This is a genomic window from Citrobacter sp. MGH106 (genome assembly GCF_001037495.1).
Classification (GTDB): Bacteria; Pseudomonadota; Gammaproteobacteria; order Enterobacterales; family Enterobacteriaceae; genus Citrobacter; species Citrobacter murliniae.
Map to the genome: position 1 here is coordinate 2,837,773 of NZ_KQ089822.1, position 17,673 is coordinate 2,855,445.

Consider the following 17,673-nt stretch of genomic DNA (forward strand, 5'->3'; position numbering starts at 1 on the left):
CCTGCAGATCCCCTGCTGTATGGTTAAAAAAGGAACCAAAAAGGATGCTTTTTACGCTGAAGAAAGTGATTGGCGGTATGATGCTGCCGCTTCCATTGATGCTAATTGTTATGGGCACAGGGCTAGCGCTGGTCTGGTTTAGTCGCTTTCAGAAAACAGGGAAAGTGTTCATCAGCCTGAGCTGGCTCGCGCTGTTACTGCTCAGCTTGCAACCGGTTGCTGATAGTCTGCTTAAACCTATTGAGGACAAATATCCCACCTGGCAAGATACGCAAAAAGTGGAATACATTGTGGTTCTGGGCGGGGGCTATACCTGGAACCCGCAGTGGGCACCGAGTTCTAATCTGATCAATAACAGTCTTCCACGGCTAAATGAGGGGATTCGTCTGTGGCAAGCCAATCCAGGATCAAAGCTGATCTTTACCGGCGCAGCAGCGAAGACCAACAACGTCAGTACCGCAGAAGCGGGGGCGCGCGTGGCCGAGTCGCTGGGCGTTCCTCGCAGTAACATTATTACGCTGGATACACCAAAAGATACCGAGGAAGAAGCTGCTGCGGTAAAACAGGCTATCGGCAACGCGCCTTTCCTGCTGGTGACTTCTGCGTCGCATTTACCGCGAGCGATGATTTTCTTCCAACAAGCCGGGCTGCATCCGCTGCCAGCACCAGCCAACCAGTTGGCAATAGACTCGCCGCTGAATCCGTGGGAACGTGCCATTCCGTCGCCCGTCTGGCTTATGCATAGCGATCGCGTCGGTTACGAAACTCTGGGCAGGATCTGGCAGTGGCTGAAAGGCTCGTCAGGCGAGCCAGGGCAGCAGTGATTTGGTCGCCAGGTCAAAATTGGAACGGTTAAAACGACCGGTATTAACCAGTTGCGCAACCTCATCCCACAATACGTACAACCAGCGCCGCCAGATAAACGACTCTGCCACTGGCGCGCGTTGCAGATACTGCCAGAGCAGGCTTTCCGCCAGGGCATTATCCATTAGTCGAAACAGCTCATACTCTCTTGGCGCCCATAGCATCAAACCAGGCCCCACCATTGCCAGAAGCTGATCGCTACGGGCATCTTTGAGCATACTGCGTAAGCTGAAATTACCGTGGATCAGAACGCAGTTATCGTTAAAGCCTTCAAACAACGCTGGCAAACATTCACGGGTGCGAAACAGAATCCGTTTGTCCTGCATTGTAAGGCCGGTATTGTTGAACTGGTTTAACGTGCTCCACAGCACTTCAACTCGTTGGCGATACCAGGATGGCCATAAATTTTCCTGCGTGTTATCCACCGCGCCAACACAGCCTCGACTATCCTGACGATGCCATGACAGCAAACCTTCCACGATCTGATCTTTTAAATGTTCCCAGCGTTCTGGCGTTCGGGCGGGCGCTTCCACTGGCACGCCACGTAAGCGTTCAAGTAACAGAACGTCAGGGCCGGGATGTTCTTCGTGGGTTAATACCCCATAAATGACCGGCATACGTACCGTACCACTGCGCGCCAGCATGGTAGTTTTCCATGCCAACTGCTGTGCCATGCCCGGGGTGGTGAAACTTCGGGCCATCAGCGGCATCGGATTTCCCTGGCTGTCGTACAGTGACCACAGCGCCGTATCTACTTTTTCGTTCACGCATTCTATACGACTGAGTTTTTCGCCCAGCAGATGGCTGAGTTCGGCACGCAACTGTTCCATTTCAGATTGCCCTCATAAATGCTACTGCTTTCATAATGAGCGTCGAATAGACAGATGTCACCCGGATGAGATCAATTGATGAAAAGAAAAGTGGCGGGAAAAGAGTAACGATACGACACCCCTCCCAAAAACGGGTGGAGTGCCGTGAAAAGATTAACGCATTTCGACGCGGACGCGCTCAAGATCTTCGGCCGTATCAACCCCTGTCCCCGGCACTTCTTTGGCGACGGCAACATGAATTTTTTCGCCATACCAAAGCACACGAAGCTGCTCCAGCATTTCAATCTGTTCAAGCGGGCTAGGTTGCCAGTTCACATAGCGACGAATAAAGCCCGCGCGATAACCGTAAATCCCCAGATGGCGCAGAAAAGTATTACCTACGGTTTCCAGGCTTTTTGCAAAACGGTCACGATCCCAGGGAATTGTCGCCCGGGAAAAGTAAAGCGCATACCCTTCAGCATCCAACACTACTTTCACCGCATTCGGATTAAACGCCTCTTCCGCGCTGTGAATGGGGACTGCAAGCGTCGCCATGCCGACCTGTCGTTGCGCCAGATTCTCGGCTACCTGACGAATAATAACCGCCGGGATCATCGGCTCATCACCCTGAACGTTCACAATGACGGTATCGTCGCTAAAACCACATTTTTCGACAACTTCAGCCAGGCGTTCCGTACCAGACTGGTGATCGGCGCGGGTCATGCACACCTCGCCACCAACGGCTTCTACAGCACGCGCAACATCTTCATGATCGGTAGCAACAATAATACGTTCAGCGCCAGATTCACGCGCACGCTCCAGCACATGTACTATCATCGGCTTACCGTTAATATCCAGCAGCGGCTTACCAGGCAGACGTGTGGACGCATAACGCGCAGGAATAATGACCACAAAACTCATGATTTACTCTCATCAGCAGTCAGGACACGAGCTTCCGTTTCCAGCAACACGGGAATTCCCTCTCGCAGTGGGAAAGCAAGGTTATCCAGTTTGCAAATCAGTTCTTGTTTTTCCTGGTTGTACCAGAGTTTGCCATTGCATACCGGGCAGGCAATGATTTCAAGCAGACGATGATCCATAGTTCCTCCAGATGGACCGGATTGTGAATACGTAAATATTAACATAATCGCTTACAGGGCTGGGTCTATTTCCCAGCCCTGACGCAAGTCAGTAAATAAACCGTCAGGACAGTTGCCTATCGTGACTCGCACAGCCTGCTGCCAGCGAGCGAAATCATCGATCGCCTGGAACAATCCTTTTTGCAAGGTAACCCCAGGTTTGGCCTCATCCTGCAGCCAAAGAGAAATGACCTCCAGCACGCCTGTTTTTCGGTGCATTTTGGCATCCATACGCCCAACCAACTGTCCCCGATGCAGTAGGGGCAAGACAAAATAGCCATACTGACGTTTCGGTGCTGGCGTGTAGCATTCCAGCCGGTAGCTAAAATCGAACAGCTGTTCAGCCCGTTTACGATCCCAAACCACCGGATCAAATGGTGATAAAACCGTAGTATGGGTCGCTGTTAACTTACCCGCCAGTGCCTGCTCAAGAAGTGGTTGCAGGTCGCTATGGAGCCACAGAGTTCCCAGGCCTTCAACGTCTACAGGAATAATTCGTTGTTGCTCTGCCCGTACTTCACACCAGGTTTTTAACGCCGGACGCTGCAAGCGGTAATAGTCTGCCAGCCACTGCTCACGAAAAATACCGAGGCTGCGGGCGCTGTTATCAAGCATGACTATTTCCGCTTCAGCCTTTGAGAGAAGGTCACGATCATCATCCCAGCGCGGCATGACGCGATGCGTTAAATCATAGACTCGCTGGAAATTACGCCGCTCCACCACCATCACCTTCCCGGCGGTGAAAAGTCCTTCAAGATGACGCTTATGCGGTTTCCATTCCCACCAACCGCTGGCTCCCTTACGCGGGTGCTCAAAATCCGCGGATCTTACTGGTCCGTTATGCTGGATATGCTGTAACAGTTGTTCAATCTCATAGGCATGCTCTTTCATCCACTCTGCTTTGTACTTCCAGCCCATTTTCTCAGGAGCCAGCATGCGATGGCGTATCAGCATAAAGTCGCTACGCGGCAGGAAGCAGGCCTCATGTGCCCAGTATTCCATCAGCTCACCGCACAGTAATGATTCATCGAGCCATTGCGGCGAATAGTCACCCAAACGGCTAAACAGCACCAGGTAAGGGCTGCGAGCCACAATATTGATAGTATCGATTTGGAGTAAGGACATTTGCGAAATGGTCGCGAGAATGTCAGCAGAGGTTGCCCGGCGACGAGTTTTTTTCAGCAAACCTTGTGCAGCAAGGTGAAGATGACGGGCATCCTTCAAAGAAAGGTGCGGCAACGACATTTATGACCTCATAAATGATTCGCTGCCGCGGCTTGAATCTGTTAGCGAGTCAGCGAGGTTAACTTATCGAGTAAGACACCAGGTTGTTCACCCGACAGATGAGCATCAACGGGTAAGTACCACCAGTTGTCATCGGCAAAAGCGCGACATTTAACTGCGTCTTTCTCCGTCATGACGAGCGTTTGGTCTTCACCTGACAACACGCTGACGTCACTGTAGGTCAGAGACTGGTGGTCTGCCAGCGCGATACACTTCTGCGGACGGGCGCCGCATGCCTCAAGTGTGGCAAAAAAACGGGGGGGATGACCAATACCCGCCATGGCAACAATATTGGGTAGCTGCGCTACATTACGCCGCTCACCTGTACGTAAATTAACGGCCAGACCTGGCTCAAGGCACATGGGAATTTCCCCCGGCAATGGAGTGCCACCATTGACGATCGTCGCGTCAACTGATTTGAGGCGTCCGGCACGCTCGCGCATTGGACCAGCCGGAAGCCACCAGCCATTACCGAACCGACGTTCACCGTCAATCACTACAATTTCAACATCACGCGCCAGACGATAGTGCTGTAACCCATCATCGGTAACAATAATCTGCACGTCGTGCCGGGCAAGAATGGCTTTTACCGCATCCGCTCTTACCGGAGAGACAGCCACTGGCACACCGGTACGCTGGAAGATCAGCACAGGTTCATCACCCGCTTCTGCCGTGGTCGTCTCTGTTGTCAGCAAAAGCGGATAAGCCTGTGCTTTCCCGCCATAGCCACGAGAAACAACGCCCACGCGAATGCCGCGTTGCTGCAATTGTTCAACCAGCCAAATTACCACTGGCGTTTTACCATTGCCACCCGCAGTCAGGTTTCCGACAACAACAACCGGCACTGGTGCGCGCCATGCACGTTTAAGTCCTAACGTGTAGCATAAGCGGATACCTCCGCTCACCAGTCCGTAGAGCCAGGAGAGCGGAAGTAATAATCGCCACAGCGGCGATTCACCAGACCAAATGCGCGCAATCATTGGCCAAATTGCATTTTGTGCAGTTGTGCATACACACCGCGCTGTTCGAGCAGTTCGCTATGGGTGCCGCGCTCAACAATCAGCCCGTCTTCCACCACCACGATTTCATCCGCTTGTTCGATAGTTGAAAGGCGATGAGCAATGACCAGTGAAGTACGGTTTTTCTGTAACTCATCCAGTGCAGCCTGAATTGCGCGTTCGGACTCTGTATCCAGAGCTGACGTAGCCTCATCAAGGATCAAAATCGGGCTGTCGCGCAGCAAAGCACGGGCGATAGCGATACGCTGGCGTTGGCCGCCGGACAGCAGGACGCCGTTCTCGCCAATCACCGTATCCAGACCATCATCCATTTTGTTGATGAAATCCATGGCATAAGCCATCTGCGCCGCTTTTTCAATCTGCTCCCGGCTGTACATATCTGTGCGCGCGTAGGCAATGTTGTTCGCAACCGTATCGTTAAACAGGTGTACGTTCTGCGAGACCAGAGCCACTTGATCGCGTAAGGATGCCAGGGTGTATTCACGCAGATCGTGTCCGTCCATCAGAATCTGCCCTTCATCAATGTCGTAGAAGCGCGTAATCAGACTCGCAATGGTGGATTTTCCTGAACCGGAACGGCCTACCAGCGCCACGGTTTTACCCGCCGGGATATTCAGATTAATGTTACGCAACGCTGGAACTTCACGACCCGGATAGGTAAAGGTCACATTACGGAATTCCAGATCGCCGGTAGCACGTTCAATCACACGTTTACCTTCGTCTTTTTCTTGTTCACTATCCAGAATAGTAAACAAGGTCTGGCATGCAGCCATACCACGCTGGAACTGCGCGTTGACGTTAGTCAGAGACTTCAGCGGACGCATCAGGGCGATCATAGAGGAGAAGACAACCGTAATTGTCCCCGCAGTCAGGTTTTCCATCACACTTGGGAAACTGGCTGCGTATAACACGAAGGCCAGAGCCAAGGAGGCAATCAACTGGATGATAGGATCGGAGATGGAAGATGCAGAAACCATCTTCATGCCTTGCAAGCGCATCTTATTGCTGACTTTATCAAAACGCTTGGTTTCAACTTCCTGACCACCGAATATCAGAACTTCTTTGTGGCCTTTCAGCATTTGCTCTGCACTGGTTGTAACCTGCCCCATCGTATTTTGCATGTTTTTACTGATGCTACGAAAGCGCTTGGAAACAACACGAATCGCAATTGATACAATAGGGGCCAGCACAATCAGGATTAATGACAGCTGCCAGCTGTAATAAAACATCATGATAAACAGGCCAATAATTGAGGCCCCTTCACGCACCACGGTGATCAACGCGCCGGAAGACGAAGACGCCACCTGCTCTGAATCATAGGTAATACGTGACAGTAACGTACCGGTAGACTGCTTATCAAAAAAGGCGACGGGCATGCCCATCATATGACCAAACAGGCGGCGGCGCATGGTCATAACCACTTTGCCTGACACCCATGAAATACAGTAGCTGGAGACGTAGCTGGTTAAGCCACGTACAATCATCAGCCCAATAACCACCAGCGGCATCCACAGCAGCACTGAGCGATCTGTTTTACCAAAACCATCATCCAGTAATGGCTTAAGGAGCGATAACATGAAGGTATCGCTGGCCGCGTTAAGGACTAACGCTATACCCGCCACGATCAGACCCGATTTAAAAGGCGCTATGGTTGGCCATAGTCGGCGAAATGTCTGCCACGTAGAGAGATCTTTATCGTTATGCATTCAAAAAACCAGCATTTGTTAGAATAGCCGCATATTCTACCCGTTATCCTCCGGCACGCCAAACCACTGATGATACCAACGGGGTAAAATCTGATCCCTTAAACTGCGTACTCGCCAACTTTTCTGATAAAAATCCAGTGTAACTTGGCCCTGATGAGGTGTATCCAGCCATTGATAACCCTGTTGCAGGTAACGCTGCTTCACCTTCCTGGATGGCAGGCGCCAGGCATTGTAGCGTGACGCTGAGGCTAAAGCGCCTTGTCCGCCAACCCGCTGAATCAGCGCTAATGATGAGGAGGTATTACTGCCATGATGCGGAACTTGAATAAAAGTAGACCGAAGATGCTGCCAGTAGTGACTTAGCATTTTTTGTTCAGCAGAAGATTCAATATCACCTGTCAGAAGGATGCTGTGATTTCCATCATCAACTTTTACCACGCAGGATTGATTATTTCCCTGCTCTTTATTTCTTCTGATTGGCCAGTGTGCGCTAAACGTTAAACCCTGCCATTGCCACCTCTCCCCGCGAAAACAAGGAAGATGCCCTTCCCAGCCCAACGGACTTCTTGTCCACAAAGATGGCCAGGTCTTTTGTAGTGAGCGTAATCCCCCCCGGTGATCCATATGCTCATGACTGAGAATAATCCCTTCCGGTTCCAGGTTGTGCCAGCGTAACCAGGGAATAATGAGCTGTTGCGCGCTGTCGCCTTCCGGCCAGGCCAGACCGGTATCATAAAGTATCGCCTTCCCATTACGGGTAATCACCATCGCCAGCCCCTGCCCGACATCCAGCATATGCACCTGCCATACGTCATTTCGCGGCGTTATCCAGAGCGGCACGCTCAGCAAAAACAGTCCAGAAATACAGACTATCGGCAGGGTACGCCAGATATTCAGCCGCCATGCGATAAGCATCAACCAGGGAGATAATGCTAGCCATTGCCAGCGTTCATCAATGTTAACCCACCCTTCTGGCAGCTTGTTGAGCGTCCAGAATAGAAGCGCCAGAGAACGGTCAGCCAAATACCATAGTCCCGATTCGAGCATCACCAGACCGGTTAAATGCACAATCATTGCGGCGAGTATCAGCGGGACGGAAACGAACGTAACCAGCGGGACGGCAAATAAATTAGCCAGAAAAGATGTCAGGCTGATGCCGTGAAAAAAAGCGATTTGCACAGGCATCAACAGAACGGTAATACCCAACTGAAGATGGATCAGCGCCAGGATTACATGTCCGACACGGGATAGCGGTCGATCCGACACTGGAACCCACTGATACCAGAATATCAGTGCCGCAACAGCAAAAGCCGATAACCAGAGGCTCTGAGAAAGAATGCTGACTGGATCCACCAGTACGATGGCGGCCAGGCAACATACCCAGACCGACCACCCACTCCACTGCCTACCACTTAATTGAAGCGCTCCCCACACAATCAGTGCAACCACCGTACGTAATGCAGGAGGTTGTAAACCCGTTAGCCATGCATAGAATGCCGCACTGGCTATTCCGCCAACCAGCGGTACCTGCCAGTGGAGCCATCGTGTCGGCATAAAAAATTGTCCGCCGCGTATCAACCCGCCGACCAGTAGTGCGGCAAAAGCAATGTGCAGCCCGGAAATGGCCATCAAATGCGCAGTGCCGGTATCACGCATTATGGTTTTCACCTCTTGCGAAACGGATAATCGTTCCCCCATTCCCAGGCCCAGTATGACCTGCTGCCAGGGATACGTGGCCAGAGCGGTATTGAGTGAAGAGAGGTAACGAGCACGCAAACTGCATTTTGGCATGATAACCGTGGCCTGCAGAAAACGCCCAGTCAGCACCTGATGCTGTGCTAGCGCATAACGCTGGCTATCAAATCCACCTTCATTCAACTGCCCATGTACCGCACGAACCTTGAGCGTCATATCCCATTGCTGGCCCGCACAAACATCGCCGGGTAAATACTGTCCGTACAGCACGATCCCCACTGCTGGAAATATCCGACGTCCCTGAAGGTGCGTTATTTTCCCGTAGTGTGTCGTCTTATTGTCCGTACTGGTAATCTGGACGATGGCCTGCTGGGTCCTGGCAGGGAGCGTATTACTCGCCCAGATCGCTTCTTTCGCCGCCAGTATTCCCCAGAGAAAGAACAACAGGGTTAATCCGGTGTATTGCAGATATTTGCGAGGAATAAGACAGAGCATACATGCCAGACAAAACAGACCACTGAAATACAGCGCTCCAGGCAGCGCTGGCAATAGCGTAAGTGGCAGCATGCCGCACAACGCACACAAACTCACCGTTGTTATTTTCATCAGACACCTCCCTGTTGGCGGAAGTGTGCAGTACAGCTTAACGGTTGTCTGGTGAAAATTGTCCGTTAAACGCGGTGGGTTCCGCGGTTTTTACATGGGAAATGTAACGTGCAAATTAACTGCGAGGAGGCATTCAAATATGGGTGTCAAAATGAAAAAAGCACCCATTCAGGTGCTTTTTCGCGCTTAAGTTTCTTTTAAAACTTAACCGTAAATATTGGCGCGATCGCGCAGTTCTTTACCCGGTTTAAAGTGCGGAACATATTTCCCTTCCAGATCCACTTTATCGCCAGTCTTCGGATTACGTCCGGTGCGTGGTGCGCGGTAATGCAAAGAAAAACTGCCGAAACCGCGGATTTCAATACGCTCGCCCTGCGCAAGAGTCGAGGCCATATGTTCCAGCATCTCTTTTACTGCATCTTCAACCGCTTTCGCGGGAATATGAGGTTGCTGGGTTGCAAGTCTTTCAATCAATTCTGACTTGGTCATGATTCCTCCGGTTCCTTAAAGGCAAAATTAGCTGCTGCATTGATTAAGGGCGGCCGTAGCCGCCCTTTGTCATTGATTACAGGACGAATCCTGTCATCTGTCAAGCTACTCGTCACCCTTTGTGCTGTTGATAGCACAAAGGAATGAGAGAGTACTCGATATTACTCGCCTTTAGCTGCTTTGAAAGCTTCAGCCATTGCGTTGTTGGAGAAGTTTGCATCTTCCTGTTTGTTAACAGTTGCGATTGCATCTTTCTCATCAGCTTCGTCTTTAGCACGAACAGACAGGCTGATTGCACGGTTCTTACGATCAACGCCGGTGAATTTAGCTTCAACGTCGTCGCCTACGCTCAGAACCAGAGTTGCATCTTCAACGCGGTCACGTGAAGCTTCAGAAGCGCGCAGGTAACCTTCAACGCCGTCAGCCAGTTCTACGGTTGCGCCTTTAGCGTCAACTGCAGTCACTTTACCGTTTACGATTGCGCCTTTCTTGTTCAGTGCAACCCAGTTGTTGAACGGATCTTCTGCGAGCTGTTTAACGCCCAGAGAGATACGCTCACGTTCTGCATCAACCTGCAGAACAACTGCTGCGATTTCGTCGCCTTTTTTGTATTCACGAACTGCTTCTTCGCCTGCAACGTTCCAGGAGATGTCAGACAGGTGAACCAGGCCGTCGATGCCGCCGTCCAGGCCGATGAAGATACCGAAGTCAGTGATAGACTTGATTTTACCTTCAACACGGTCGCCCTTGTTGTGGGTTTCCGCGAACTGCTGCCATGGGTTGTTTTTGCACTGCTTCAGACCCAGGGAGATACGACGACGTTCTTCGTCGATATCCAGAACCATAACTTCCACTACATCGCCAACGTTAACAACTTTGGACGGGTGGATGTTTTTGTTGGTCCAATCCATTTCGGAAACGTGAACCAGGCCTTCAACGCCTTCTTCGATTTCAACGAAGCAGCCGTAGTCGGTCAGGTTGGTCACGCGACCAGTCAGTTTGGTACCTTCCGGATAACGCTTAGCGATAGCTACCCATGGATCTTCGCCCAGCTGTTTCAGGCCCAGAGATACACGAGTACGCTCGCGGTCGAACTTCAGCACTTTAACAGTGATTTCGTCGCCAACGTTTACGATTTCGCTCGGATGCTTAACGCGTTTCCATGCCATGTCGGTGATGTGCAGCAGGCCGTCAACGCCACCCAGATCAACGAATGCACCGTAGTCAGTGAGGTTCTTAACGATACCTTTAACTTCCATGCCTTCCTGCAGGTTTTCCAGCAGCTGATCGCGTTCTGCGCTGTTTTCGGATTCGATAACGGCACGACGGGAAACAACAACGTTGTTACGCTTCTGATCCAGCTTGATTACTTTGAACTCAAGCTCTTTGCCTTCCAGGTGCAGCGTGTCGCGGACCGGACGAACGTCTACCAGGGAACCCGGCAGGAACGCGCGAATACCATTCAGCTCAACAGTGAAGCCACCCTTGACTTTGCCATTGATAACACCAGTAACGGTCGCAGCTTCTTCGTAAGCTTTTTCCAGCGTGATCCAAGCTTCGTGACGCTTAGCTTTTTCACGGGACAGCAGAGTTTCACCGAAGCCGTCTTCTACTGCATCCAGAGCAACATCAACTTCGTCACCAACCTGGATTTCCAGCTCGCCCTGGGCATTTTTGAACTGCTCTGCCGGAATGGCAGACTCAGATTTCAGACCGGCATCAACCAGTACGATATCTTTGTCGATAGCAACAACAACACCACGAACGATGGAACCCGGACGGGTTTCGATTTCTTTTAAGGATTCTTCAAACAGTTGAGCAAAAGATTCAGTCATGTTTAATCTTCAGGTTTCATATTTAACGTCCACCTGGCTCCATGCCGGATGGGGTTGTTTAACATACCCGCTGTCATTCCATTGCAACGGGGGTACTGCAAATTCGGTCGCACTTAAGCGAGTGCCAGTTTTTGGCGCGCGTATTGTAACGCTTTTTCAATCACTTGCTCAATGCTTAATCGGGTTGAGTCCAAAACTAAAGCATCGGCAGCAGGAACTAATGGCGCTACAGCACGATTACGATCGCGGTCGTCGCGTTCTTCGATCTCGGCCAAAAGGCGTTCAAAGTTAACACTAAAGCCCTTCTCCTGCAACTGTAGCATACGTCGATGCGCACGTTCTTGCGAGGACGCGTCCAGAAAAATTTTCACCGGTGCGTCAGGGAACACCACTGTCCCCATATCACGTCCGTCAGCGATCAATCCCGGCGCTTCGCGAAAGGCGCGTTGGCGACGTAAAAGTGCTTCACGAACACGAGGAAACGCAGCCACCTGAGATGCAGCATTAGCCACCTCCTGGGTGCGGATTTCACCGCTAACATCTTCACCTTCCAGAATAACTTCCAGATTGCCGTCTGTTGAGATAAAGCGCACATCCAGATGCGACGCAAGCGGGACCAGCGCATCTTCAGAAGCGACATCAACATGGTGATGTAACGCCGCGAGCGCCAGTACACGATAAATCGCGCCAGAATCTAACAGATGCCACTGCAATGCTTCCGCCATTGCCTTGCACAAGGTGCCTTTACCTGCACCGCTTGGGCCATCAATGGTAATAACCGGGGCAATTGCCGTCATCTTTTTCTCCTTAAACAGGCATACCGTTAACGTGAACGCCGCGCATTATACGCGCCAACGTCAACGATCGTTATCTTTGTGTGAAAAATACAGAGTCATTGAAGCTGAGTGTAGAATAAATGGACAATCGGGGATGTCAGAAAGCGTAAGAATGTGCCGCACCCGATGGTGCGGCGATCAAATCAGACAGGCGTACTAATACGCGCCAGCTGTTCAAAGTAATCCGGGAAGGTTTTTGCGGTACATTTAGGGTCAAGAATAGTAACTGGCGTATCAGATAACGCCACCAGAGAGAAACACATCGCTATACGGTGATCGTTATAGGTCGCGATGTCCGCGAATGTTAACGATGCTGGCGGTGTAATACGGATAAAATCATGCCCCTCTTCCACTTCAGCACCAACTTTACGTAACTCTGTCGCCATTGCGAACAGACGGTCGGTCTCTTTGACACGCCAGTTGTAGATATTACGTAAGGTCGTCGTACCTTTAGCAAAAAGCGCTGCGGTGGCAATGGTCATTGCCGCATCCGGGATGTGATTCATGTCCATATCAACAGCGTTTAATTCACCGCGCGTACAGGCTATGAAGTCGTCCCCCCAGGTAATGGTCGCGCCCATTTTTTCCAGCACATCAGCGAAACGAATATCGCCCTGCATACTATTGCGGCCAATCCCAGTGACTTTTACTGTACCGCCTTTAATCGCTCCGGCAGCGAGGAAGTAAGAGGCTGATGACGCATCCCCTTCTACCAGGTAATGACCCGGAGACTGGTACTGCTGCCCCCCCTGCACCACAAAGCGCTGGTAATTCTGGTTCTCAATTTCAACACCAAACGTTTTCATCAAATTCAGTGTGATGTCGATGTAGGGTTTTGACACCAGTTCGCCTTTAATCGCGATCGTCGTATCCTGCGGTGCCAGCGGTGCGGTCATCAATAACGCTGTCAGGAACTGGCTGGAAACACTGCCGTCAACCTCTACCTGCCCGCCAACAAAACCACCGCGCAGACGTAAAGGCGGATAGTTTTCCTGCTCAAGGTATTCAATCTCTGCTCCGCCCTGGCGTAGCGCATCTACCAGATGACCAATCGGGCGCTCTTTCATGCGCGGTTCGCCCGTCAGCACGATATCATTATTTCCCAGACACAGCGCAGCAGCTAAAGGGCGCATCGCGGTTCCGGCATTGCCGAGGAACAGTTCGACAGCGCCTTCGGCATGTAATGGGCCACCATTGCCAGTAATTTCACAGCGAGTGCGATCGGCTGAAAGGGTATAGCTAATCCCTAACGCGTTCAGAGCATTGAGCATATGGCGAACATCATCGCTGTCCAGCAGGTTTGTCAGGACAGTAGTACCATTCGCTAATGCAGCCAGCAGCAAAGCGCGGTTAGAAACACTTTTGGATCCAGGCAGATTGATGGTGCCATCCACCCGCGCAATGGGTTGTAACGTCAGGGATTCCATGAAACTTAACTCTCAAAAACAGACATAAAAACCCCACAGGCTGGCTGCGGGGATGAAAAGAAACAACAAATTAACCGCGGCGACGCTCGAAATCGATCATGAAATCGGTCAGCGCTTTCACACCTTCAAGCGGCATGGCATTGTAGATAGACGCTCGCATACCGCCGACAACCCGATGTCCTTTCAGCGCATGCAAACCCGCTGCGAACGACTCTTCCAGGAAGAGTTTATCCAGCGAGCTGTCAGCTAACTGGAACGGTACGTTCATGCGTGAGCGGTTAGACTTCGCGACATCATTGCGGTAGAAGTCACTGTTATCAATCACGCTATACAGTAGCTCTGCTTTTTGCTGGTTAATTTTATCCATAGCATTAACACCACCCTGTTCTTTCAGCCATTTAAAGACCAGACCAGAAAGATACCAGGCAAAAGTCGGTGGTGTATTGAACATGGAGTCATTGTCGTTCAGTACGGTGTAGTCAAGGATCGACGGACAGGACACGTGGGCTTTACCCAGTAAATCTTCACGAACGATAACAATCGTCAGCCCTGCTGGACCGATATTCTTCTGTGCTCCAGCATAGATAACGCCATAGCGGCTAACATCCAGCGGGCCGGAAAGAATGGTGGAGGATAGATCCGCCGTCACCACCACATTGCTGGCAAACTTCGGCGTTTCATCGATCGCAATGCCATCGATGGTTTCATTCGGACAATAGTGCAGGTACGCCGCGTTATCAGAAAGCTGCCATTCGCTCATTGGCTTGACAGCACGCAGGCCGTCAACGGTAACTTTGGCATCAATAACATTCGGCGTGCAGTACTTTTTCGCTTCTTTAATAGCACTGGCTGCCCAATAACCGGCATCAACGTAATCCGCCGTAGTTTTATTACCCAGAATATTTAATGGGATACCGGCAAACTGCCCACGACCACCACCATGGCAGAACAACACTTTATAGTTGGAGGGGATACTGAGAAGATCACGAAAATCCTGCTCGGCTTCCTCTGCGACCTGAATAAACTCTTTACCCCGGTGGCTAATTTCCATTACCGACGTGCCAAGACCATTCCAGTCACAAAGATCCTGTTGAGCCAGTTTAAGTACTTCTGCCGGTAGCATTGCCGGACCTGAACTAAAATTGAAGACCTGAGCCATTTCCCCTCACCACGTTGTGTTGTTATCCGATCAACATCCTGTCGTTACGATAATTCCTGTGACAGACATTGGGTATAAGTTATTCCTGTGGATATCGGTTTTATCATTCAGTGACACGCGCCGCAATGGGTAAAAATGACCAGGGTAAAAATGAGCGATGCATCACACAACAGAATCTATCGGATTGACGGAAAAAAACCGAGATTTTCGCTGTCAGGTGACGCGTTTTGCCCGGCTGGCCTTCGACCATTCTGGATTTGCACAGCGCGGACATAATTGATGATCGCCCGCACTCATTTGGATCACTTCACTACAACGTACGCAGGCATAGTCTCCCGCTTCAGGTACAACCTTAAATCGTTGTGTGCAGTGTTTGGGAAGAATGCTTAGTCCGGGTTTGATCTGTTTATCCTCGAAAAAATAGACGCTAATCTGCCCGTTCGTTTCAAGAATCGCCAGCCTGACCTGCCCAAGTTGCTCGACACCATTGAGACGTAGCTCCATAAAGAATTCGAATTCCGTCATATTGGCGTTGTGAAGCTTTGACCATGCCAGTTCGCCATCCTCAACGATGACCACTGGCTTGCCTTCCAGCAAATCCTCCAGCTTTTCGCTATGTGCCATTAACCACATCACTAAACGATAAAGCAGCGCCAGGGTCATAAAAACCACCAGTACCGGAAGCATAGGGACATCGTCATAGAACGCCACATCACCCGCAGCTGAACCCAGCGTCAAAATAATCAGCACTTCAAAAAGTGACATCTGACGAACGCCACGCCGTCCTGTGAGCTTTAAGAAAAGGAAAACTAATATAAAGGTATAGAGGCTACGCAGAGCAACCTCGCCAAGAAAATCCATTGGCACCTTATCAAGAGCCATACGCTGCAAATCAAATGCTTTCATTCTTACGCTCTAAACGTTGTGGACTGTGTGAAAGCATAGCCAATACTTTTATTTACGCCGCAGTGGTAGCGGCGATAGCGCCATTCATTTAAAACCCGTATCATTGCGCGCTTTCCGTACGACAAAAGTGATTTTCATGACGCAAACATTTATCCCCGGCAAAGATGCCGCTCTGGAAGATTCCATCGCCCGCTTCCAGCAAAAATTGCTCGACCTCGGTTTCCATATTGAAGAAGCTTCATGGTTAAACCCCGTTCCTAACGTCTGGTCTGTACATATCCGCGATAAAGAGTGCGCACTGTGCTTCACCAACGGCAAGGGCGCGACGAAAAAAGCAGCGCTGGCTTCCGCGCTGGGTGAATATTTTGAGCGTCTGTCCACTAACTACTTCTTTGCTGATTTCTGGTTGGGTGAAACCATCGCTAACAGTCCGTTCGTGCATTATCCGAACGAAAAGTGGTTCCCGTTGACCGAAGACGACAACGTTCCGGAAGGTCTGCTGGATCCGCGTCTGCGCGCATTCTACGATCCAGAAAATGAACTGACCGGAAGCATGCTTATCGATCTGCAGTCAGGCAATGAAGAACGCGGTGTCTGCGGCCTGCCGTTTACCCGCCAGTCTGATAACCAGACCGTCTATATTCCGATGAACATTATCGGCAACCTGTACGTATCTAACGGGATGTCCGCCGGTAACACGCCTAATGAAGCGCGCGTTCAGGGTTTGTCTGAGGTCTTTGAACGTTATGTGAAGAATCGTATTATCGCGGAAAGCATCAGCCTGCCGGAAATTCCTGCCGACGTGCTGGCGCGCTATCCGGCGGTTGTCGAGTCCATCGCCAAACTGGAAGCGGAAGGTTTCCCGATTTTCGCGTATGACGGCTCTCTGGGCGGCAAATACCCAGTAATCTGCGTGGTTTTGTTTAACCCTGCCAATGGCACCTGCTTTGCTTCATTCGGCGCACATCCTGATTTTGGCGTGGCACTGGAACGTACAGTCACCGAACTGTTACAAGGCCGTGGTCTGAAAGATCTCGATGTGTTCACTCCGCCGACCTTCGACGACGAAGAAGTCGCTGAACACACCAACCTCGAAACTCATTTCATCGATTCCAGCGGCTTGATCTCCTGGGATCTGTTCAAACAGGATGCTGATTATCCGTTCGTCGACTGGAATTTCTCCGGAACCACGGAACAGGAGTTCGCCACCCTGATGGCTATCTTCAACACTGAAGATAAAGAAGTGTATATCGCCGACTACGAACACCTGGGCGTGTACGCTTGCCGCATTATCGTTCCCGGTATGTCTGACATCTATCCGGCTGAAGATTTGTGGTTAGCGAACAACGGTATGGGCGCGCATTTGCGTGAGACAATCCTTTCTCTGCCGGGCAGTGAATGGGATAAAGAAGACTATCTCAATCTGCTCGAACAACTGGATGAAGAAGGTTTTGACGACTTTACTCGCGTGCGTGAACTGCTGGGCCTGGCGACTGGTCCGGACAACGGTTGGTCTACCCTGCGCATTGGCGAGTTAAAAGTCATGCTGGCTCTGGCTGGTGGCGACCTGGAGCAGGCATTGATTTGGACGGAATGGACGATGGAATTTAACGCCTCTGTCTTTAGCGCCGAACGTGCAAACTATTACCGTTGTCTGCAAACGCTGTTGCTGCTGTCGCAAGAAGAAGATCGGCAACCGCTGCAATATCTGAATGCCTTTGTTCGCATGTACGGTGCTGATGCCGTTGAAGCGGCAAGTGCGGCATTGAGCGGAGAAGCGCCTTTCTATGGCCTCCAGCCCGTTGACAACGATCTGCAAGCGTTCCCGGCACATCAGTCTTTGCTGAGAGCCTACGAAAAATTGCAGCGTGCTAAAGCAGCACACTGGTCAAAATAGTG

Annotated in this window: 15 protein-coding genes; 2 read left to right on the forward strand and 13 right to left on the reverse strand. The window is 50.9% G+C overall.

The window, feature by feature from the left end:
• The first annotated feature begins 44 nt into the window (after positions 1 to 44).
• Positions 45 to 824, forward strand: a complete 780-nt coding sequence (gene elyC, locus SK36_RS13365; RefSeq protein WP_045441270.1) for an envelope biogenesis factor ElyC — start codon at positions 45 to 47, stop codon at positions 822 to 824.
• Here elyC and SK36_RS13370 read toward each other — a convergent pair.
• From SK36_RS13370 to SK36_RS13430, 13 genes are all read right to left on the reverse strand, one after another.
• A complete protein-coding gene (locus SK36_RS13370; RefSeq protein WP_045441269.1) occupies positions 801 to 1,694 on the reverse strand; it encodes a YcbJ family phosphotransferase in 894 nt (297 codons plus the stop codon). The genes elyC and SK36_RS13370 overlap by 24 nt on opposite strands.
• 153 nt (positions 1,695 to 1,847) lie before the next feature.
• The gene (gene kdsB / locus SK36_RS13375; protein WP_045441268.1) at positions 1,848 to 2,594 is read right to left on the reverse strand and encodes a 3-deoxy-manno-octulosonate cytidylyltransferase; all 747 of its coding nucleotides are present in this window, start codon (positions 2,592 to 2,594) and stop codon (positions 1,848 to 1,850) included.
• Positions 2,591 to 2,773, reverse strand: a complete 183-nt coding sequence (gene ycaR / locus SK36_RS13380; protein ID WP_045441267.1) for a protein YcaR — start codon at positions 2,771 to 2,773, stop codon at positions 2,591 to 2,593. Before ycaR ends, kdsB begins: the two co-directional genes overlap by 4 nt.
• Positions 2,774 to 2,824: 51 nt before the next feature.
• Positions 2,825 to 4,057 carry a winged helix-turn-helix domain-containing protein gene (locus SK36_RS13385; protein WP_048221754.1) on the reverse strand — a complete coding sequence of 411 codons (1,233 nt, stop codon included), beginning with the start codon at positions 4,055 to 4,057 and terminating at the stop codon, positions 2,825 to 2,827.
• Between the two features lie 41 nt (positions 4,058 to 4,098).
• Positions 4,099 to 5,076: a tetraacyldisaccharide 4'-kinase gene (lpxK, locus tag SK36_RS13390; protein WP_048221755.1), complete on the reverse strand. Its 978-nt coding sequence runs from the start codon at positions 5,074 to 5,076 to the stop codon at positions 4,099 to 4,101.
• Entirely contained in the window at positions 5,073 to 6,821 is a 1,749-nt protein-coding gene (gene msbA, locus SK36_RS13395) for a lipid A ABC transporter ATP-binding protein/permease MsbA (RefSeq protein ID WP_048221756.1), read from the reverse strand. The genes lpxK and msbA overlap by 4 nt, the downstream gene beginning before the upstream one ends.
• Positions 6,822 to 6,857: 36 nt before the next feature.
• Positions 6,858 to 9,122 carry a ComEC family protein gene (locus SK36_RS13400; RefSeq protein ID WP_048221757.1) on the reverse strand — a complete coding sequence of 755 codons (2,265 nt, stop codon included), beginning with the start codon at positions 9,120 to 9,122 and terminating at the stop codon, positions 6,858 to 6,860.
• A gap of 204 nt (positions 9,123 to 9,326) precedes the next feature.
• Positions 9,327 to 9,611 (reverse strand): integration host factor subunit beta, encoded by a 285-nt coding sequence (gene ihfB, locus SK36_RS13405; protein WP_003035780.1) that lies wholly within the window; start codon positions 9,609 to 9,611, stop codon positions 9,327 to 9,329.
• Between the two features lie 161 nt (positions 9,612 to 9,772).
• On the reverse strand, positions 9,773 to 11,446 hold the full coding sequence (rpsA, locus tag SK36_RS13410; protein WP_045441262.1) for a 30S ribosomal protein S1: 1,674 nt from the start codon (positions 11,444 to 11,446) through the stop codon (positions 9,773 to 9,775).
• 113 nt (positions 11,447 to 11,559) lie between these two features.
• The gene (gene cmk, locus SK36_RS13415; RefSeq protein ID WP_045441261.1) at positions 11,560 to 12,243 is read right to left on the reverse strand and encodes a (d)CMP kinase; all 684 of its coding nucleotides are present in this window, start codon (positions 12,241 to 12,243) and stop codon (positions 11,560 to 11,562) included.
• Positions 12,244 to 12,425: 182 nt separating this feature from the next.
• Positions 12,426 to 13,709, reverse strand: coding sequence for a 3-phosphoshikimate 1-carboxyvinyltransferase (gene aroA / locus SK36_RS13420; protein ID WP_048221758.1), 1,284 nt, complete (start codon positions 13,707 to 13,709; stop codon positions 12,426 to 12,428).
• 70 nt (positions 13,710 to 13,779) lie between these two features.
• Positions 13,780 to 14,868, reverse strand: coding sequence for a 3-phosphoserine/phosphohydroxythreonine transaminase (serC, locus tag SK36_RS13425; protein WP_045441259.1), 1,089 nt, complete (start codon positions 14,866 to 14,868; stop codon positions 13,780 to 13,782).
• 213 nt (positions 14,869 to 15,081) lie between these two features.
• The gene (locus tag SK36_RS13430; protein ID WP_045441258.1) at positions 15,082 to 15,774 is read right to left on the reverse strand and encodes a DUF421 domain-containing protein; all 693 of its coding nucleotides are present in this window, start codon (positions 15,772 to 15,774) and stop codon (positions 15,082 to 15,084) included.
• Between the two features lie 136 nt (positions 15,775 to 15,910).
• Here SK36_RS13430 and ycaO point away from each other — a divergent pair, with 136 nt between their 5' ends.
• Positions 15,911 to 17,671, forward strand: a complete 1,761-nt coding sequence (gene ycaO / locus SK36_RS13435; RefSeq protein WP_048221759.1) for a 30S ribosomal protein S12 methylthiotransferase accessory factor YcaO — start codon at positions 15,911 to 15,913, stop codon at positions 17,669 to 17,671.
• Positions 17,672 to 17,673 lie beyond the last annotated feature (2 nt).